This window comes from Ensifer oleiphilus (assembly GCF_013371465.1).
Taxonomy (GTDB): domain Bacteria; phylum Pseudomonadota; class Alphaproteobacteria; order Rhizobiales; family Rhizobiaceae; genus Ensifer; species Ensifer oleiphilus.
Genome location: NZ_JABWDU010000002.1, coordinates 297,107 through 316,446 on the forward strand (window position 1 = coordinate 297,107; position 19,340 = coordinate 316,446).

At 62.9% G+C, this 19,340-nt stretch carries 17 protein-coding genes; 6 read left to right on the forward strand and 11 right to left on the reverse strand.

Annotation, left to right across the window (positions count from 1 at the left end):
* Positions 1–4: 4 nt before the first annotated feature.
* The 5 genes from HT585_RS08150 to HT585_RS08170 all read right to left on the reverse strand — a co-directional run bounded on the left by HT585_RS08150 (position 5) and on the right by HT585_RS08170 (position 6,973).
* On the reverse strand, positions 5–2,479 hold the full coding sequence (locus HT585_RS08150; RefSeq protein WP_176352445.1) for a glycoside hydrolase family 2 protein: 2,475 nt from the start codon (positions 2,477–2,479) through the stop codon (positions 5–7).
* Between the two features lie 90 nt (positions 2,480–2,569).
* On the reverse strand, positions 2,570–3,661 hold the full coding sequence (locus HT585_RS08155; protein WP_176352446.1) for an ABC transporter ATP-binding protein: 1,092 nt from the start codon (positions 3,659–3,661) through the stop codon (positions 2,570–2,572).
* A gap of 4 nt (positions 3,662–3,665) precedes the next feature.
* Entirely contained in the window at positions 3,666–4,493 is an 828-nt protein-coding gene (locus HT585_RS08160) for a carbohydrate ABC transporter permease (RefSeq protein ID WP_246707643.1), read from the reverse strand.
* Positions 4,494–4,617: 124 nt separating this feature from the next.
* Positions 4,618–5,526 (reverse strand): carbohydrate ABC transporter permease, encoded by a 909-nt coding sequence (locus tag HT585_RS08165; protein WP_176352447.1) that lies wholly within the window; start codon positions 5,524–5,526, stop codon positions 4,618–4,620.
* Positions 5,527–5,737: 211 nt separating this feature from the next.
* Complete coding sequence (locus tag HT585_RS08170) at positions 5,738–6,973, reverse strand: ABC transporter substrate-binding protein (RefSeq protein WP_176352448.1); 1,236 nt, start codon at positions 6,971–6,973, stop codon at positions 5,738–5,740.
* A gap of 472 nt (positions 6,974–7,445) precedes the next feature.
* Here HT585_RS08170 and HT585_RS08175 point away from each other — a divergent pair, with 472 nt between their 5' ends.
* Positions 7,446–8,504 carry a LacI family transcriptional regulator gene (locus HT585_RS08175; protein ID WP_176352449.1) on the forward strand — a complete coding sequence of 353 codons (1,059 nt, stop codon included), beginning with the start codon at positions 7,446–7,448 and terminating at the stop codon, positions 8,502–8,504.
* A 134-nt stretch (positions 8,505–8,638) separates the two neighbouring features.
* Positions 8,639–9,085: a GNAT family N-acetyltransferase gene (locus HT585_RS08180; RefSeq protein ID WP_176352450.1), complete on the forward strand. Its 447-nt coding sequence runs from the start codon at positions 8,639–8,641 to the stop codon at positions 9,083–9,085.
* Positions 9,086–9,097: 12 nt separating this feature from the next.
* On the opposite strand, the gene HT585_RS08185 is transcribed toward HT585_RS08180, so the two are convergent.
* From HT585_RS08185 to ccoG, 6 genes are all read right to left on the reverse strand, one after another.
* The gene (locus tag HT585_RS08185) at positions 9,098–9,664 is read right to left on the reverse strand and encodes a dienelactone hydrolase family protein (RefSeq protein WP_176352451.1); all 567 of its coding nucleotides are present in this window, start codon (positions 9,662–9,664) and stop codon (positions 9,098–9,100) included.
* Between the two features lie 179 nt (positions 9,665–9,843).
* Positions 9,844–11,274, reverse strand: coding sequence for an NADP-dependent phosphogluconate dehydrogenase (gndA, locus tag HT585_RS08190; protein WP_176352452.1), 1,431 nt, complete (start codon positions 11,272–11,274; stop codon positions 9,844–9,846).
* Between the two features lie 180 nt (positions 11,275–11,454).
* Entirely contained in the window at positions 11,455–11,613 is a 159-nt protein-coding gene (gene ccoS, locus HT585_RS08195; RefSeq protein ID WP_077503804.1) for a cbb3-type cytochrome oxidase assembly protein CcoS, read from the reverse strand.
* Positions 11,610–13,898: a cation-translocating P-type ATPase gene (locus HT585_RS08200; RefSeq protein WP_176352453.1), complete on the reverse strand. Its 2,289-nt coding sequence runs from the start codon at positions 13,896–13,898 to the stop codon at positions 11,610–11,612. Before HT585_RS08200 ends, ccoS begins: the two co-directional genes overlap by 4 nt.
* Positions 13,895–14,392 (reverse strand): FixH family protein, encoded by a 498-nt coding sequence (locus HT585_RS08205; protein ID WP_176352454.1) that lies wholly within the window; start codon positions 14,390–14,392, stop codon positions 13,895–13,897. The genes HT585_RS08200 and HT585_RS08205 overlap by 4 nt, the downstream gene beginning before the upstream one ends.
* Positions 14,389–15,963 carry a cytochrome c oxidase accessory protein CcoG gene (gene ccoG / locus HT585_RS08210; protein WP_176352455.1) on the reverse strand — a complete coding sequence of 525 codons (1,575 nt, stop codon included), beginning with the start codon at positions 15,961–15,963 and terminating at the stop codon, positions 14,389–14,391. The genes HT585_RS08205 and ccoG overlap by 4 nt, the downstream gene beginning before the upstream one ends.
* 187 nt (positions 15,964–16,150) lie before the next feature.
* On the opposite strand from ccoG, the gene HT585_RS08215 reads away from it, so the two are divergent.
* The 4 genes from HT585_RS08215 (at position 16,151) to HT585_RS08230 (ending at position 19,248) form a co-directional block, all read left to right on the forward strand.
* Positions 16,151–17,569: an alanine/glycine:cation symporter family protein gene (locus tag HT585_RS08215; RefSeq protein WP_176352456.1), complete on the forward strand. Its 1,419-nt coding sequence runs from the start codon at positions 16,151–16,153 to the stop codon at positions 17,567–17,569.
* 41 nt (positions 17,570–17,610) lie between these two features.
* On the forward strand, positions 17,611–18,399 hold the full coding sequence (locus tag HT585_RS08220; RefSeq protein WP_176352457.1) for a helix-turn-helix domain-containing protein: 789 nt from the start codon (positions 17,611–17,613) through the stop codon (positions 18,397–18,399).
* Between the two features lie 80 nt (positions 18,400–18,479).
* A complete protein-coding gene (locus HT585_RS08225; RefSeq protein WP_176352458.1) occupies positions 18,480–18,902 on the forward strand; it encodes an SRPBCC family protein in 423 nt (140 codons plus the stop codon).
* A complete protein-coding gene (locus HT585_RS08230) occupies positions 18,895–19,248 on the forward strand; it encodes a VOC family protein (RefSeq protein ID WP_176352459.1) in 354 nt (117 codons plus the stop codon). Before HT585_RS08225 ends, HT585_RS08230 begins: the two co-directional genes overlap by 8 nt.
* Positions 19,249–19,340 lie beyond the last annotated feature (92 nt).

Below are 19,340 nucleotides of genomic sequence, written 5' to 3' on the forward strand. Positions count from 1 at the left end.
TGGGTCACCCCTTTCCCTGGCAGGATTCAAGATCGAACACGGCAAAACGTGGCATCACACCTTCGGCGAATCGCGTCTTCGGCGTGAAGCGGATGACCTTGGTTTCCCCTGCAGTCAGATCGAAGGCATTGTCGGAGTAGCGCCCGGCAACATCGGCCTCGATCATCACATGCAGGGCCAAGCCGGCGGCCGTGACTGAAACGTCGAAGACACCGTCATCCGCCGGCGCTACGGCAAGCGTCAGCCCGGAAGGCTGAAGATCGAGCGCCTTGTAGGTTGCGTTCACGTGATGCCCCTCGCCCCGCATGCCGTTGGATGCCTCGAAGGACCAGAACAACAGCGCGTTGGCGGGGATGTCGCGTGCAGCGATGCTCACCAGGGTCGTGGCCCGGTCCGGCGGGCATGTGCCGGCTGCTGCCATCAGCGGTTCGCGCTTGCCGTCAAGCGTGACGACGAAGGCCTGCAGCTCCACCGTCACCGGCGCGGCGGTGTCGTTGACCATCGAGAATCTGATCTCCCTGCCGTCGTTTGACGGAATGGCGGCAACGGCCACCGGCTGGAAGAAGCGCCGCACCATGTAGTGCATTGCCTTCCAGCTGCCGCCGTAATCGAGGCTCGACCAGGAGGCCACCGGCCAGGTGTCGTTGAGCTGCCAGTAGAGCGTGCCCATGCAATGGGGCTTGAGCGAGCGCCAGTAGTCGACGGCCGTGCGGATCGCCAGCCCCTGCTGGATCTGGCTCAGATAGACAAAGTTTGGAAAGTCCTTAGGAAATCGGAAGTAGCGGAACATCGTGCCGGCGATGCGCTCGTTGCCGCCGACATTCTTCTGGTGGCTCTCGATCACCGGGGCGGCAATGTTCAGATCCTTCTCAGCCGCAAACTGGCGAATGACCGGCATCGACGTATAGGACTGGAAGCCGAACTCCGAGCAGAAGCGCGGTCGCACGGAGCGGTAATTGTCGAAGGACTTGTTCTCGTGCCAGACCGACCAGTAGTGCATGTCGCCGGAACCGTCCGAATGCCAGGCGTCGCCGAAATCGAGATAGCCGGATGCCGGGCTTGAGGGCCACCACAACGCCTCCGGCAAGGCGCCCTTCAGCGCCACTTCCACCGTCCGGTTCAGCCGGTCATAGGAAACGAGATAACGGTCGCGATCCTTGCGCGGCTCGTCGAACCAGGTGAGCGCACCGACCAGCTCGTTGTCGCCGCACCAGAGCGCGATCGACGGATGAGAGGACAGGCGTTTGACCTGGTAGTCGACTTCGGCGGCAACATTGTCGAGGAAATCCGGCGTCGAGGGATAGAGATTGCAGGCGAACATGAAGTCCTGCCAGACCATCAGGCCCAGCCGGTCGCAAAGATCGTAGAACCAGTCCGGCTCGTAGAAGCCGCCGCCCCAGACGCGGATCATGTTCATGTTGGCATCGACCGCCGACGTCAGCAGGTCCTCGATACCCTCTGGCGTTACCCGCGACATTAGCGCGTCGGCCGGTATCCAGTTGGCGCCCCGGCAGAAGATCTCCCGACCGTTGACGCGGAAGGCAAACCGGCTGCCCGCGTCGTCCTTGTCAGTCAGGAGTTCGATCGTGCGAAAACCGATCTGTCGGCTCACATGCTCCTGCGGCACCTCGACAGTCAGCAGCGAAAGGTTTTGCTCGCCGCTTCCGGCCGGCCACCAGCGTTTCGGCGCAGTCACGGTAAAGACATGGGTGATCCGGGTCTCCCCAGTCCCGACGGCGCAATCGAGCCGCTCCCTCTGGTCGTCGAGCGAGAAATGAATGGGCAGGATGCCCGGGCCGTCAGAGAAAAGCGTGACGGTCACCTGCAGATCGACCGATCCGTCGTCGAGCCAGATCTGTTTTGTCGTAACATGCTCGATGCGAGCGATCTCCAGCCGCCGCAGCGCCAGCGTTCCGTAAACGCCAAGCGGCGCAATCGCGATGTTCCAGTCCCAGCCGAAGTGGCACTGGGGCTTGCGCAGCATGTTGCCGTTGGCGATCGGCGAGTTGCCGGGGTGATAGGGCACGTAGAAGGGCTGGGCCGCCTGCCGGCGCGCGCCCTCAGCTATCGAGGACGGCAGCACGATGCGGATGCGGTTTTCACCCGCGACCAGCGCGCGTGACACATCCGGGCGATGGCGGCGGAAGCAATTGTCGGCTTCGAGCACCATCAGGTCGTTGACGAAGACGGAGGCGACCGTGTCGATGCAGTCGAGGTCGAGATACCAGTAGCCGCCGAGATCGCCTGAAGCGATCGACACCGTGCGCTCGATCACCCAGTCCTTGTGCGCGACCCACTGAACGTCGTCCTCGTTGCGGCCTACATAGGGGTCGTCGATGATGCCGGCCCTTTGCAGCGCCGTGTGCACGTCGCCCGGCAGCACCATGGGGACGGCATGGCTTTGGTCGCTGGCAATGAGCTGCCAGTCGCCTGAAAGGTCGAGATGGACAGCGGTTCGGTTCAGGTCCTCTAAGAGCATTTCCACATTCCGTTGATCCCCGGCGACGGTGCCGGCATGCCAGTGTGTCGAAACGCGCCGGGTGATGGAAGCCGGCGCGTCTCGCAATGTTCAAAGACGGTTTTCGCTCACCGCGTCAAAGATCGAGGCGACCGCCATGTCGAAGGACAGCGTGACCGCCGTTCCCGGCTTGTAGCGCCGCTGCCCGGCGATGCGCACCGACATCGACTGTCCGGCAAGCTTCAGCCAGAGCAGATTGTCGGCGCCCATCGGCTCCTCGATATCGACGACGGCCTGATGCGACGGCTGGCCGCTCGATGCCTCGTCGACGCGCACATGCTCGGGCCTGACGCCGAGAACGACCTTCTGCCCTGCCTTGAAGGGCCCACGCGACGGATAGGCCGACACGTCGAAATCGACGCCATTGGCATGCACGAAGGCCCGATCGTCTCTCAGTTGCAACTCGCCGCGGAAGAAGTTCATCGACGGCGAGCCGATGAAGCCGGCGACGAACAGGTTCTCCGGCGCATTATAGATCGTCATCGGATCGGCAAGCTGCTGGATGACGCCGCTCTTCATCACCGCGATGCGATCGGCCAGCGTCAATGCCTCGATCTGGTCGTGGGTGACGTAGATCATGGTGTTCTTCAGCGACTGATGCAGCCGCTTGATTTCCACGCGCAACTCCGAGCGCAGCTTGGCATCGAGGTTCGACAACGGCTCGTCGAACAGGAACACGTCGACATCGCGCACCAGCGCCCGGCCGATCGCCACGCGCTGGCGCTGGCCACCGGAAAGCTCGGCGGGCTTGCGCTTCAAGAGCGGCTGGATCTGCAGGATTTCGGCGGCGCGGCTGATCCGCCGGTCGATCTCGGTCTTCTCGACCTTCGCCACCTGGAGCCCGAAGGAGAGGTTCTTCTCCACCGACATCTGCGGGTAGAGCGCGTAGGACTGGAACACCATGCCGATGCCGCGGTCCTTGGGCTCCTCCCAGGTAACGTTCTTGTTCTTGATGAAGATCTGGCCGTCGCTGACATCCAAGAGGCCGGCGATGCAGTTGAGCAAGGTCGACTTGCCGCAGCCGGACGAGCCGAGCAGCACCAGGAATTCGCCGTCCTTGATGTCGAGGTTGAGCGTGTCGAGCACAGTGACGGCACCGAAGCTCAACGACAGATCCTTGACCGATACGCTGACGTTTTCCATGCCCTTACCCTTTCACTGCGCCGGCGGCGATGCCGCGGACAAAAAGCCGCCCGGAGACGAAGTAGACGAAAAGCGGAACGGCGCCTGTGAGGATGGTCGCCGCCATGTTGACGTTGTATTCCTTCACGCCCTGCACCGAGTTGACGATGTTGTTGAGCTGAACGGTCATCGGGTAGTATTCGGGCCTTGTGAACACGACGCCGAACAGGAAGTCGTTCCAGATACCGGTCACCTGCAGGATCATGGCGACGACGAAGATCGGCATCGACATCGGCAGCATGATGCGGAAATAGATCGTCCAGAAACCGGCACCATCAACGCGCGCCGCCTTGAACAGCTCTTCCGGCAGGCCGGCGAAATAGTTGCGGAACAGAAGCGTCAGGATCGGCATGCCGAAGATCGTGTGCACGATGATCAGCCCGGTCAGCGAGCCATAGACGCCAAGCTCGCGCAGCACGATGACGATCGGGTAGATCATTACCTGATAGGGGATGAAGGCGCCGACGATCAGGATGGTGAAGAACAGGTCCGCACCCTTGAACCGCCAGTTGGCAAGCGCGTAACCGTTGATCGAGGCAATCGCGATCGACACGATTGTCGAGGGAACGGTAATGCGCACCGAGTTCCAGAAGCCGCGCGAAAGCCCGTCACAATTGAGGCCGGTGCAGGCGCTCGACCAGGCCTTGACCCAGGGCTCGAAGGTGATTTCAAGCGGCGGTGCAAAGATGTTGCCGAGCCGGATTTCCGGCATGCCCTTCAGCGACGTCATGATCATGACGTAGAGCGGCAGCAGATAGTAGAGCGCCACGACGATCAGGGTGCCGTAGATCATGATGTTGCGGCCCGAAAGCGCCCGGCGCGGCTTTCGGCCCCGTGGACCCGCCTGGGTCGCCCGCGCCTGGACTTTTTCCGCTTCGGGCTCGATGCCCGCGTCGATTGTGTTGAAAGCGACGATCTCAGGCACGCTTGCGCCCTCCCCCAAATTCGAGATAGGCCCAGGGCACGATGATGATGGCGACAGTCACGAGCATCATGGTCGAGGCGGCAAAGCCCTGGCCGAGATTCTGCGCCTGGAACATGTAATCGTAAACGTATTTGGCCGGCACTTCCGAAGCGATTCCCGGGCCGCCGCTCGTCTGCGCCACGACGAGGTCGTAGACCTTGACGATGCCACTCGCGATGATCACCAGCGTGGTGATGAAGACGCCGCGCATCATCGGGATGATCACCAGCAGATAGGTCTTCCACATCGGGATCCCGTCGACGCGGGTCGCCTTCCATATGTCCTCGTCAATGCCGCGCAAGCCGGCGAGCATCAGGCACATCACGAGCCCGGTTCCCTGCCAGAGTGCGGCAATCAGGATGCCGTAGATGACGATGTTGGAATTGTAGAGCGGATCGAAGGCAAAGCTCGTCCAGCCGAGCGAGCGCACCACCGACTGGATGCCGAATTCCGGGTTGAGCAACCACTGCCACACGAGGCCCGTCACGATGAAGGACAGCGCGAAGGGATAAAGCATGATCGTGCGGAAAGTGTTTTCAAATCGGATCTTCTGATCCATCAGCGCTGCGAGCACGAAGCCGATGACGAGGCTGAAAACCAGCGAGAAGAACCCGTAAATCAACAGGTTCTGGACCGACATGAGCCAGCGCGGCGCCGCCCAGAGCCGCTCGTACTGATCAAGGCCGACGAACGAGAGCCGCGGCAAGAGCTTGGAATTGGTGAAGGAATAGACGACCGTCCAGATCGTGCCGCCGAGGAAGATGACCACGGCCGTCAGGATCATCGGGACGGAGGCAAATTTCGCATTCAGGTTCCGCGACCACTGGTTCGGTCGACCCGAACCGCGTGTGTGACCCGCCATGTTTCGTTCCTCCGGAACTGCATTCTGCTTCGGATGACGGGCAGAAAGTGCGCGAAGGAAGATCCCCCGGCAGCCGCCTCGTCACGTTGACAGCCCTCCCCGGTCCGTGTCGAAACCGGTTCGACACGGACCGACGGCACGGCTAGCGCCACGCCGAACGGGAGACCAGGGCCGGCCACGCCTGGGCGGCCGGCAGGTCAGAGCTGGTCGGTCACTCCGCCGAGGCGATGATGTCGGTAAAGCGCTTTTGCGCATCTTCCGGCGTCATCGACGCATTGGCGAAGAACTCCGAGAACAGATCCTCCTTCTGTTTCTGGCTGTCGGCCGACAGAAGCTGGTCCGTGCCCTGGATCACGTTGCCCTTGGCAAGAATGTCCAGGCCCTTCTTCATGCAGTCGTTGGCGGCAGCAAGGTCGACGTCACCACGCACCGGCAGCGAACCCTTCTTCAGGTTGAACGCAACCTGCGTCGCAGGGCTCAGCAGCGTCGATGCCAGCACTTCCTGCGCCTTGGACTTTTCCTCGTCCTTCAGAAGCGGGAAGTAGAAGGCGTCGCCACCGGTCGAGATGACCTCGTTGACGCCGAGACCCGGCAGGCAGGTGTAGTCCGTTCCGGCCTTCTGGCCGGCAAGCTGGAACTCGCCTTGCGCCCAGTCGCCCATGATCTGCCCGCCGGCCTTGCCGGTGATGACCATGTTCGTCGCCTGGTTCCAGTCCTGTACATTGGTGCCCTTCGACATCCGGCGCGCATCGTCCGCAGCTTTGAACACCTTGGCGATTTCGGGACCGGCGGCCACTTCCTCGTCCTTGTCGCCAAAGACCTTCTGGAACGTATCCTTGCCGGCAATCGCCACCATCAGCACGTCGAACGCACCAGCGGCCTGCCACGCCTGTCCGCCGACGGCGAGCGGCACGATGCCGGCCTTTTCGAGCGCCGGCGCTGCTGCGACGAACTCGTCCCAGTTCTTCGGCACGTCGACGCCCGCCTGCTTGAAGGCGGCATTCGACAGCCAGAGCCACTGCCAGGAGTGGATGTTGACCGGTGCGCAATAGATCTTGCCATCGATGGTGCAGGAATCGAGCAGGCTTGCCGGCTTGATGATGTCCTTCCATTTCTCCCTGGTCGCGACATCGGTAAGGTCGCGCATCAGCCCGGCTTCGACAAGCTCCTCAGCCTGGCGACCATGGTTGAACTGCGTGGCTGCCATCGGGTCGCCACCGGTGATGCGGCTGACCATGATCGGCCGCGCCGTGCTGCCCGCGCCGGCGATTGCACCGTCAACCCAATGGTTGCCGGTCGCATCGAAAGCCTTTGCGAGTTCGGCCACTGCAGCCGCCTCGCCGCCCGATGTCCACCAATGGGTTACTTCAAGATCTGCTGCACTTGCCGCACCGAGCGGCAGCGCCACCGTCACCGCCAAAGCGGCCGCGAAAGAACGTAAATTCATGAGTCTCCTCCCTCACTGTAACGTTACCGTAAAAAACTTAGAGGAAACATTCTCAGTCCGCAACTCCCACCCCAATGAATTTAAACAGAAACTTTTGTTGCAACCTATAGGGGTGTTTACGGCCATCAAATGAACACTCGATCCTTACGGATGGATCTGGAAAGCAAAACACGACAGGCGAATATCTCACTGTTTCTGATGCATATTGCGCAAAGTGCCACCGATTTTGCTGCATATGCTCTCTCGCAGGCGCACAATGCTTGATGCGACGGAGGCCACTCAACCAGAGTGTTTCATTCACCGCAGTGCAGCAACAAAAATGCTCGACAGCGCTACTGTATCGTTACAGATTTATCGCAGAACCATCTTCCCGAAGCAGGATAGCTCCTCGTCACATTTCGTATATAAGGCGAAGAAGTGACGCGATATGGGACGGCGGGCGACAACGGCAAGGGCGGGTGTGGGGACGGCGATGGACAGCAAGACGAAGAACAGACCGCTGACGCCGCCGCCGGATGGCGGCAGGCCGACGCTGAAGACGATCGCCTTCATGACCGGGCTTGGCATCACCACCGTTTCGCGCGCGCTGAAGGATGCACCCGATATCGGCGCTGAAACCAAGGAGCGCGTACGCCTCGTCGCCAAGCAGATCGGCTACCAGCCGAACCGCGCCGGCGTGCGGCTGAGAACGGGCAAGACCAATGTCATCAGCCTGGTGCTGACATTGGAAGAAGAAATCATGGGCATCACCAGCCCCATGGTCGTCGGCATCACGGAAGTGCTTGCCGGCACGCCCTATCATCTTGTCGTGACGCCCTATAGCGCCACAAAGGATGCGCTGGCGCCGATCCGCTACATCCTAGATACCGGTGCTGCCGACGGGGTGATCATCTCGCGCACGGAACCGCACGATCCGCGCGTGGCACTTCTGACGGAGCGCGGCCTGCCCTTCGTCACCCATGGCCGGACCGAAATGGGGGTCGTCCACCCCTATCACGACTTCGACAATGAACGTTTTGCCTATGAGGCCGTGCGCGAGCTGGTGGAGCGCGGCCGCAAACGGCTGGTGCTCCTGGAGCCGCCGCCGCACCTGACCTTCTATTCCCACATGCGAGCCGGTTTCGAACGCGCACTTCGCGACTTCCAGGCGGATGCGGTTAGCTTCCACCACATCAACATCGACCACACGCTGGTCGAGATCCGCGACGCCTTCGAGACGCTGATGCGATCGGACGATCCACCCGACGGCATCGTATCGGGCAGCGGCTCGGGCGCGATCGCGCTGATTGCCGGGCTGGAGGCCGCCAAAAAGACGCTCGGCAAGGATGCCGACATGGTGTCCAAGGTGCCGAGCGACTTTCTGCGCTGGCTCCGCCCCGAAGTGGTGACCATGTACGAGGACATCCGGGTTGCCGGCCGCGAACTCGCCAAGGCGGTGATCGGCCATATCGACGGCCAGCCGTCCGAGACGTTGCAAAGCCTCAGCCAGCCGGAGTTTCAATCCGCCGTCCCCGTCTCGATCAAGCGGTAACGCCCGGCCCAGCGAATGCGCCCTGTGGTATTGCGGCACCAACACCGATCAGCTTGTCGCGCCGTGCGGCAAGCTGTGGACGCACTGACATCGCATCGGTAGACGACACTCGTGCAGAAAGCAGAGGGTCCGAGATGAACATCGTCGTGAGAAAAGCCAGAGCCGAAGACGTCGGGGCGATCTTCGACATCCGCACCAGCGTCGTCCAGAACCACCTCTCGCGCGAACAGCTGTCGGAAATGGGCATCACGCCGGCGACACTGGTCGAAATGCTGGCAGCCGACGCCGGTATCTGGATCGCCGAGGTTGACGGCACCCCCGCCGCATTCTCCTCGATCGACGAAGAGGACGGCTCCGTCTTCGCGCTCTTCGTCAACCCTGATTTCGAAGGGCTGGGACTTGGACGGTTGCTCTTGCAGGAGGCGGAAACCGCCCTCTTCCGCAGCCACGAGACCATCTGGCTCGAGACCGACGGCCGCGAAGGCATCCGCGCCAATGGCTTCTACCGCAAACACGGCTGGATCCATGTCGACACGATGGCGAATGGCGACGTCCGATACGAGAAGCGGCGTCCCCTATGAAAAGGCTCGGACTTACAGCGCCCCGAGAAACCGTTCGACACGGCCCCAGGTGAGACTTGCAGCTTCGGCGTCGAAATCCGGCAGAGAGGCGTCCGTATAGAGATGTCCGACACCGGGATAGCTGAAGGCTTCGAGTGCAATCGGCGACCGGTCCGCCAGTGCCCGCCATGCGGCGACATCCTCCGCCGGCTCGTAGATATCCGGATCGGCCAGATGCAGCTGTACCGGCACGCCGTCGCGTGCATTCTCAGGAATCCCGACGATGCTATGCAGCAGCAGAACACCCGACGTTTCCGGCCGCTTCGCCCAGAGGTGTGACGCGACGGCAGCGCCGAAGGAGAAACCGCCAAGGACAGCCGATGCCGGCTGGCCGGCGACGACCGCTTCCGCCCGCTCGCATAGTGTGCGCCAGCCGATCCTGTCCTTGAGCGCGAAGCCCTCGTCTACCGAGCCGGCAACCTGGCCGTCGAAGAGATCCGGCGTGAGAACGTGATGACCAAGGGCCTGCAGCCGCGTGGCGGCGTCGCGTTCGAGTGCGCGCAACCCGCGGATGGAATGAAACAGGATCACTGTCGCCATCGATTTGCTCCTCACGTCGGCTGCCAGCCTGACAGGTGACATAGGATAGCGTAGTGAACGAGGCAATGCCGTCCGTGACCTGACATCCGCGCCTGCGGCCTAAGCGTGAAGACGCCACAGGCGCCAAACGAAAAGGGGCGGCCAAGGCCGCCCCGTTCGAAAATCCGGTCTTCGCCCGATCAGGCGTTGAGACCGCTGCCCCACGGACCGTGATGGGCGTCTGCGCCATCGACGCGGTCAAAGCCATGGGCGCCGAAGAAGTCGCGCTGGGCCTGGATGACGTTGGCCGTGCCGCGGCCGCGGCGGTAGCTGTCGAAGTAGCCGAGAGCCGAAGCGAGCGCCGGTGCCGGCAGGCCGCCAAGCGCTGCCGCCGAAACGACGCGGCGAAGCGCTCCGTCGGTTTCCTTGACCATCGCGGCAAACGCCGGGGTGACGATCAGGTTGGCGGCATCCGGCGCCTTGGTGAAGGCAGTGGTGATTTCATCCAGGAACTGCGAACGGATGATGCAGCCTGCGCGCCAGATCTTGGCGATCGTCGGCATCGGCAGCGACCAATTGAACTCTTTCGAGGCGGCGGACATGACGGCAAAGCCTTGCGCATATGCGCCGATCTTGGCGGCCAGCAGGGCGTTTTCCAGGTCCTTGATGAAGGCAGCCTTGTCGGCAACCTTGAACTCGCCGACATCAGGCAGGCCGAGGATCTTTTCGGCGGCTTCGCGCTCGTCCTTGGCGGATGAGATGCTGCGCGCGGCAACGGCCGCTTCGATCGCGGTCGCCGGTACGCCCATGTTCTGCGCTTCGATCACCGACCACTTGCCGGTGCCCTTCTGGCCGGCCTTATCGAGGATCAGGTCGACGATCGGCTTGCCGGTCAGCGGATCCGCCGCCTTCAGCACCTTCTCGGTGATCTCGATCAGGTAGGAATTCAGGCGGCCCTTGTTCCAGGCGCCGAAGACCTCGCCGATTTCGCCGGCCGTCATCTTCAGGCCGTCGCGCAGGATGCCGTAGATTTCGGCGATCATCTGCATGTCGGCATATTCGATACCGTTGTGGATGGTCTTGACGAAGTGGCCGGCGCCGTTTTCGCCGAGCCAGGCAACGCACGGGTCGTTGTCGTACTTGGCGGCGATCGAGGTCAGCACAGTCTCGACGCGCTTGTAGGAGTCTTCCGTGCCGCCAACCATGATCGACGGACCGTGGCGCGCACCCTCTTCACCGCCGGAAACGCCCATGCCGATGAAGGTAAGACCGCTGTCCTTCAGCGCATCGAAGCGGCGCATCGTGTCGCGGAAGTTGGCATTGCCGGCATCGATCATGATGTCGCCCTTGGCAAGGTACGGCTCGAGGATCTTCATCTGCTGGTCGACCGGCTCGCCGGCCTTGATCATGATGATGATCGGGCGCGGCGGGCGGATGGCGGCAACGAACTCTTCGATGGTATCGCAGGGCACGATCTGGCCCTGGAGTTCGCCGGCTTCCGCGTAGAATTTGTGCGTCGCCTCGACGGTGCGGTTGAAGACCGCGATCTTGTTGCCTTTTTCAGCGATGTTGAGCGCCAGGTTCGAGCCCATGACGCCGAGACCGATAAGGCCGATTTCCGCCTGTGACACGTGATTGCCTCCATTGGACAGGAGAGCCGGACGCGATCTGGATAAGCGCGTGGGAGCCGGCCCCTCGAATTGAACTTCGCGCGCTCGCATTGCCCCTCGGGAAAGGGGCGGACGCAAGATGCGACGGCGGAGGCTGTTTTGGCATTCAAATCGATTAACGACAAGCGATTCTTGAGAAAATCACTCCTTTTCGGGCTTGCCGTCGCCATCGTCGAGCACCCGCCAGGAGGCACCTTCGAGGTCTTCGTACTGGCCGCTCTTCAGCGCCCAGAGGAAGGCGACGAGACCGAGACCGCCCAGGAACAACGCAATCGGAATGAGATAGATCAGCGTGTTCATGAGGCGGCTCCCATCGCGTCCATTGCTGTGGGCGCCTGTCGTTCGGTCGTTGCAGCACTCTTGGCCTTACCCGCCCGCAGCCGCAACGCATTGGCAACGACGATCACCGACGAGGTCGACATCGCGACGGCGGCAATCAGCGGCGTGGCGTAGCCCATGATGGCGATAGGCACGGCGATGATGTTGTAGCCGATCGCGAGCGCGAAGTTCTGCCGGATCAGCCTACCGGCGCGGCACGACGTGTCGATCGCCATCGGCACGGCGTCGAGACCCTGGTGCAGGAACACGAAATCGGCAGCCTGCCGACCGACATCGGCTGCCGTTGCCGGCGCCATCGACACGTGGGCGGCGCGCAGCGCCGGCGCGTCATTGATGCCGTCGCCGACCATGAGCACGCGGTGGCCGCCCTCGGCCGCAGCCGCGCATTCGTCGACCTTGCCGCGCGGCGACAGTTCGGAGCGCCAGCGCTCGATGCCGAGCCTGCGGGCAAGCGCTGCTACGACGGGTTCGCGGTCACCGGAGAGAATGCCGGTTCCAAACCCCATGCGGGTCAGCTTGTCGACGCTTTCGCGCGCCAGCGGCCGCAGCCGGTCTTCGAAGCGGAAGCAGGCAAGCTCGCGTCCATCGAGCGACAGGATCACCTCAGACTGGCCGCTCGCCTCGCCGGCGTCGCCGCAGGCAAAAGCGCGACTGCCGAGACGATAGATGCCGTCTGCGGTCACAGCTTCGATGCCGGCACCCGGGATCTCCCGGATATCGCCGGAAAGAACCGGCGCGATCGGCGCCGCATCGTGGATGGCCATCGCCAGAGGGTGGCGCGAATGCACGGCAAGGCCGGCAGCGGTCGCCAGCACCGTCGGCTTGATGTCGGCACCATTGGTCAAGCGCGGTTCACCCGCCGTCAGCGTGCCTGTCTTGTCGAACAGAACCGTATCGATCTCGGCCAGGCGCTCCATGGCGGAGCCATCCTTGACCATGACGCCGTTCTGGAAGAGGCGGCCTGCGGCAATCACCTGCACGACCGGCACCGCCAGCCCGAGCGCGCAGGGGCAAGTGATGATCAGGACGGCGACGGCCACCAGCATGGCATGATGGAAATCACCATCGATCAACATCCAGCCGGTGAAGCTCAGAAAGGCCAGCAGATGCACCGCGGGCGAGTAGTATTGAGCCGCACGATCGGCGATGCGGCGATAGCGTGCCCTGCCCCCTTCGGCGGCTTCCATCAGCCCCATAATTTCGGCGAGCAGCGAGTCGCGCGCAGCCGCCGTCGCCTCGACCGTCAGCGGACCCGTCAGGTTGAGCGTGCCGGCCTCCACCGTGTCGCCTGTATGCACCGGCGCCGGCGCGCTTTCACCGTTGACGATCGACCGGTCGAGGTCGCTGGAGCCAGTGAGGATGCGCCCATCGACCGGAATGCGCTCGCCGGCCGCAATCGCCAGCTTTTCGCCCGGCTTGATCTCATCGACGGGCCGGTATTCGCGGCCACCATCCGCATCGATCACCATGGCTCCGCGGGGCGAGAGGCGCGCGAGGCTGCTGATTGCCGAACGGGCACGGCCGCGCATCATGTGGTCGAGCGTGCGGCCAATGAGCAGGAAGAACAGAAGCATCACCGTGCCGTCGAACCAGGCGTGGGTGCCGTGGGTGATCGTTTCATAGAGCGAGATGCCGAACGACAGCGTGATCGCCAGCGCGATCGGCACGTCCATGTTGGTGCGCCCATGCTTGAGCGCATTCCAGGCGGACGCATAGAAGAACCGGCCGGCATAGATCAGCGTCGGCGCGGCGATGAGTGCCGAAATCCAGTGAAAGAGATCGCGCGTTGCCGCCTCGGCACCGGACCAGACCGAGACCGAAAGCAGCATGATGTTGGTGGACGCGAAGCCGGCGACGGCCACGGCCCGCACCAGCTGTTTCAGATGCGTGTCGCCCTCTTCCTCGCCGGGCGCAAACAGATGCGTCTCGTAGCCGCGCTCGCGGATTGCGCGCGCCAGTTCGCGCGGATCGGTGCGCTCGCCGGATAGGTCTTCCTTCCAGACGATCGACACCCGGCGCGAGGAAAGGTTGACGCGGGCGCGCTCCACCTCCGGCCGGGCTTTCAGGGCACTTTCGATGGTGGAGATGCAGGCGCCGCAATGAATGCCGGGCACGCTGAGATCGGTCTGGCGCAGACCGCCGCCCAGGGCCCGGCTGGTCAGCCACAGCTCCTCGGAGCTGGGCAAGGCTTGCCCTGATCTGTCGATCTCCAGCGCGGTTTCGGCGCCGGCAGCGCAGCAACTCATGGACGCTCTCCCGGGGCGATGAAGCGAATGGCCTGGCGGTAGACGACCTTGTCACCCGAGGTCGCGGTGATATCGGCAATCCATTGGCCACGTTTCAGGTCGGTAGCGGCGACAAAGACGCCCTCGCCCTGATGCGCCATTTCGACTTGCACGTCCTCGTGCTCCTCGACCGGGCGCTTGAACACGGCAACGACCTTGTCGGCCGAGGTTTCGGCCTTGCCTTGACGCGTCAGCGTGTAGCGAACGGCGCCCGGCTCAAGGCTCAGCTTGCCGTCCAGGCCGCTTTCCGCAAAGGCGCGCGCCTCCTTGACCTTGCCGTTGAACTGCTGACTGGCGACATAGGTGTTCTGCACCACCAGCCCGCTCCAGCTATGGCTGGCGTTCCACGCCATGATCAGGTTGACGGTGATGATGGTGCCGAAGAACAGCACCATCACGCCGAGCATGTGCCAGCCGGTGAAGACGCGGGGTTGCCTGCCTTGATCAGCGGTCATTTCGCGGCTCCCGGTGTGTTGAAGTTGGCCTTGTAGACATCGCGTTCATGGCTCGACGGATCCTCCACAATCAGGCTGAAGCCGTCTTCCGCTTCGCCGAGTTTGTCTTTCGGCACGGTCACGAACACCTTCAGCGCCGTCACCTTGTCCGGATCGACGCCGACGGCAAAACTGCGGCCGTCGCCCGGCGCATGGCCCGCAATGCGCATCATCGCCGACGGCATGCCGTCGATGGTGAGCGTGATCGTGCGCTGTTCGGGGATCATGTTCAAGAGCTTGACCATGTAGCCGTTGCGCACCGAGCCATCCGATTCGACCACGAATTGCGGGTTGCGATCGTGCAGGACGTTGAGTTCGAGCCGGTCACGCGCAAGCAGCGCATAGAGCAGGCCGATGCCGACAAGCGTCCACACACCGAGATAGACCAGCACGCGTGGCCGGAAGACGATCTTCCAGTTGAAATGCTTGACCTTGTCGACGAACGTGCCGTCGGCATCGCGCACCCGGGCAGGCTCGATTGCCGTCGTGCCGCCATTGGTGGCAAGCGCCATGTTGGAGGCGTAGTCGCTCAGCGTCGCATAGGCGATCAGCCCGCGCTCGCGGCCGAGCTTGTCCATGACGTTGTCGCAGGCGTCGATGCAAAGCGCGCAGGTGATGCATTCGAGCTGCTGGCCGTCGCGGATGTCGATGCCCATCGGACAGACGACGACGCAGGCATTGCAGTCGACGCAATCGCCGACGCTCTCGCCGGCCGCAGCGGCCTTCTTCTGGTGGCGCGAGCGCGGTTCCCCACGCCAGTCGTTATAGGTGACGACCAGCGAGTTCTCGTCGAGCATCGCCGCCTGGATGCGCGGCCACGGGCACATGTAGGTGCAGACCTGCTCGCGCATCAGCCCGCCGAAAACATAGGTCGTGGCGGTCAGGATCGCCACGGTCATATAGGCGACAGCAGGCGCTTCGAGCGAAATGAAGCTCTTCAGCAAGGCCGGCGCATCGGCAAAATAGAAAATCCAGGCGCCGCCGGTGGCAATGCCGATCAGGATCCAGATCGAATGTTTCGTCACCCGCTTGACGATCTTGGCCATTGTCCACGGCCCGGCGTCGAGCTTCATGCGGGCGTTGCGGTCGCCTTCGATGTAGCGCTCGACCACCAGAAACAGATCGACCCAGACGGTCTGCGGACAGGTGTAGCCACACCAGGCGCGCCCGACGGCCGACGTCACCAGGAAGAGGCCGAAGCCGGCCATGACGAGAAGGCCTGCAACGAAGAAAAACTCCTGCGGCCAGATCTCGATGAAGAAGAAGTAGAACCGGCGGGCGGCGATATCGACGAGCACCGCCTGGTCGGGCGCATGTTCGCCGCGGTCCCAGCGAATCCAGGGCGTCAGATAATAGATGCCGAGTGTCACCAGCATCACCAGCCATTTGAACTGGCGGAATCGTCCCTCGGCGCGCTTCGGGAAGATTTTCTTGCGCTTTTCGTAGAGTGGCTTGCGCACATGCGCCGCGTTGACCGCCTCGGCCTCGTGGCGTTCGACGATGGGGGCGTTTGTGGCGGATTGAGGCTGCATGTGTGGGAAATCCCCGAATATATCGCGTATTGAACGCTGTTTTGCCTGATTTGCCCGCCCGAAACGTTGATCTGTGTCAAGTTTGCGGGCTAAAGCGACCGCATGCGTCGAAACGTCCGGCCCTAATGCCGCACGACCTGTTGGCACTCGCCACACCACGACATCCCGCCAAACCAACGAGGACCGCATGGACACGATCATCGGCTTTCTGAACACGATCTTTTGGGGCTATGTGCTGATCTATGGCCTTCTCGCCGTCGGCATCTTCTTCACCATCCGGCTCGGCTTTCCCCAGATCGTGCATTTCGGCGAGATGTTCCGCGTATTAAGCTCGGGCGGCTCGAAGGATGCGGCCGGCATCAGCCCGTTCCAGGCGCTGACCGTCAGCCTCGCCTCACGGGTCGGCACCGGCAATCTCGCCGGCGTTGCAGTCGCCCTTTATCTCGGCGGCCCAGGCGCCACCTTCTGGATGTGGATGGTCGCGCTTGTCGGCATGGCGACCGCCTATGCGGAAAGCGCCCTTGCCCAGCTCTACAAGGTCAAGAACGACAACGGCCAGTATCGCGGTGGTCCTGCCTTCTATATCGCCCGCGGCCTCAACGCGCCCTGGGCGGCGACGATTTTCTCCGTCTGCCTCATTCTGTCATTCGGTCTCGTCTTGAACGCTGTCCAGGCCAATTCGATCGCCGACGCTGTCCAAGGCGCTTTCGGCGTTCCGAAGATCGTGGTCGGGATCGCCGTTGCCGCTCTCTCGGGCATCGTCATCTTCGGCGGCATCCGCCAGATCGCCCGCGTTGCCGAAATCGTCGTACCGTTCATGGCCGGTGCCTATCTGCTGATGGCGATCTACGTCCTCATCGCCAACGCCTCGCTGGTCCCGAACGTGCTTTGGACCATCATTTCCAGCGCATTCGGCCTACAGGAAGCGGCGGGCGGCGTCGCCGGCGGCGTGACCGCCGCCATGATGAACGGCGTCAAGCGCGGCCTCTTCTCCAACGAAGCCGGCATGGGCTCGGCTCCCAACATCGCAGCCGTCGCCACGCCGGTTCCGCATCACCCGGCCTCGCAAGGCTTCGTGCAGTCGCTCGGCGTCTTTATCGACACGATCCTGATCTGCACCGCGACATCTGTGATGATCCTGCTCTCGGGCACACTGGAGCCCGGCTCAGGGATCACCGGCACGCAGCTGACCCAGGCAGCGATGAAGGCCCATATCGGCTGGGCCGGCAGCTACTTCATCGCCATCGCGATCTTCTTCTTCGCCTTCACCTCGATCATCGGCAACTATTCCTACGCCGAGAACGCGCTGACCTATCTAGGCGGCGCCAACCGGCTCGGCGTCACCCTCATGCGCTGCGCGGTTCTCGCCATGGTCGTCTGGGGCGCCTATGAGAGCATCGCCACCGTCTTTGACGCTGCCGATGCCTCCATGGGCTTGATGGCAACGATCAACCTCATTGCCATCCTGCTTCTGTCCGGTACCATTGCCAAGCTGACGAAAGACTATTTCGCCCAGCGCAGACAGGGTGTCGAACCGGTGTTCCACGCCGCCGACTACCCGGAACTGCAGGGGCAGATCGACGGCGAGATTTGGTCGCGCGACTGAGGCGGCAATAAGCTGAAAGCGCGGCGGACGGGGAGCATGGCATGCACGGTACGCTTCAACCCATAACGCTTGCCAAGCGCTGCGGCATCTACCGCGAGCGCTCGGCGCCTGCCTCGCTCGCCGCCCACGTCGAATGCCTCTGGAGCCATGCCATACCAGCAGGGCCGCGCTTACCCATGGCTGTCGTTCCCGACGGTTGCGTCGATATCATCTGGTCGAGCGTGGGCATTGCCGTCGTTGGGCCAGACCGGGTTGCCGCCTTTCCGGCCATCGGGCCCGGCGAGACCGTGGTGGGCTTGCGCTTTCGCACCGGCATGGCAGCCTCCTGGCTACGCACGTCGCTCTGCGAGCTGACCGGCTCGGTCGTGCCACTGGAAGCCTTCTGGGGTGCTGCGGCAGGCGAGCTCTTTGCGCGGATGGCCGAGGCCGGCAGCGTGGCTGCGCGGGCCGCTATCCTTGCACAAGCGGCAGAACAAAGACTGCCGATGATCGCCGCGCCGCCTGCCGACATCGGCGCTTGCCTCGCGCAACTCCGACAGGTGCGCCCCACGTCGTCGGACAACCCGATCAGGTCTCTGGCGCAAGCAACAGGAAGCAGCGCGCGCACGCTGCGCCGCCGCTGCCACGAACACTTCGGCTATGGCGCCAAGACGCTCGACCGTATCCTCCGCCTGCAGCGTTTTCTCGCCGCCTGCCGAAGCGATGCGCAGCCAAGCCTGACCACGCTTGCCCTTGACGCCGGCTATGCCGACCAGGCACACCTGACCCGGGAGACCCGGGAGCTGACCTCGCTGTCGCCACGAGAAATCCGGCGTCAACTCGCGAACTGATTGGCCGTTTCGTTCAAGACGGCAAAGCCGTGCGATGCTATCCCCTTGATTGCAGCAGCAAAGGCAAGGTGAGCGAACGCATGACGACACTGGCAGCGACCATCATCCACATCTCCATCGAGCGCGACTGGCACGACGTCTACGCCTTCATGGCCACGCCGGAAAACATGCCGCTCTGGGCATCAGGCTTGTCGTCCGGCCTGACGCGCGACGGTGACGAATGGATCGCCCCCGGTCCCCTCGGCAACGCGCGCGTGCGCTTTGCGCCAGACAACGCCTTCGGCGTCGTCGACCATCTGGTGACGCTCGAGAACGGCCTGAAGGTGCAGAACGCCCTGCGCGTCGTGCCAAACGGCGATGGCGCCGAGGTGATGTTCACGCTTCTGCGGCAAGCCGATATGAGCGATGAACAATTCGCCGGCGACGGGGAATGGGTGGCAAAGGATCTGGCCGCGCTGAAGTCAATTCTGGAATCTGAAAACGGCAGGACACATCATGGGTAACAAGGGCAACGACCGCCGCATCGACTATGTCGAATTCAACGTCTCCGACATCGCCGCCAGTAAGGCGTTTTATGGCGGCGCCTTCGGCTGGACCTTCACCGACTACGGGCCGCAATATTGCGAGTTCCAGGATGGGCGGCTCACCGGCGGCTTTACCACGACAGGCCCGGTCAGATCAGGCGGACCGCTGATCATCATCTACGCGGACAACCTGGAGGAAGCCCTGAAAAAGGTCGAGACGGCCGGAGGCAAGATCCTGCAGCCGATCTACGCCTTCCCCGGCGGGCGTCGCTTCCACTTCGCCGATCCCGACGGTTACGAACTTGCGGTCTGGTCGGCGCAGTAATCGCCCCACGCGCCGGCTTCGCCCCTGTGGACAGCCGGCGCTTACGTCTTGAGATTTTACGCCGGTTTAATCTTTGCACCTCAAGATTGCGC